Raw genomic sequence first — 353 nt, 5'->3', positions numbered from 1 at the left:
CAAAGTGGCTAAACTGCGAGTCAATGGACACGCCGACCACTTCCACGCCCAGCTCCTTGAACTTGGAGACGCGGTGATCATGCGCGATGATTTCCGACGGACAGACGAAGGTGAAGTCCAGCGGGTAGAAAAACAGCACCACATACTTGCCGCGCAGATCGGATAGCTTGAAGGCTTCGTTGATCGATCCATCGGGCATGACGGCGGCGGCGGTGAAATCGGGGGCCGGCTGGGTAACTAGAACGCTCATGGGCAATACCTCTGGGTGAGTGGATGATCGTTAATCGGTCTTAACACGGTTTGAAGGGTAGGCGACTTTTATCCATTGTGGAAATTGAATCATTCAAACAGAG

At 53.3% G+C, this 353-nt stretch carries 1 protein-coding gene; it reads right to left on the bottom strand.

What is annotated here, in order from left to right; genetic code table 11:
- Positions 1 to 250: redoxin domain-containing protein (locus JNK74_28805; GenBank protein ID MBL7650183.1), on the bottom strand; the 250-nt coding region annotated here is incomplete at its 3' end.
- Positions 251 to 353: the final 103 nt, after the last annotated feature.

The sequence above is a fragment of the Candidatus Hydrogenedentota bacterium genome (genome assembly GCA_016791475.1).
Classification (GTDB): domain Bacteria; phylum Hydrogenedentota; class Hydrogenedentia; order Hydrogenedentales; family JAEUWI01; genus JAEUWI01.
Note: the sequence above shows the minus strand (reverse complement) of the source record. Positions and strands in the feature narration are given on the sequence as shown.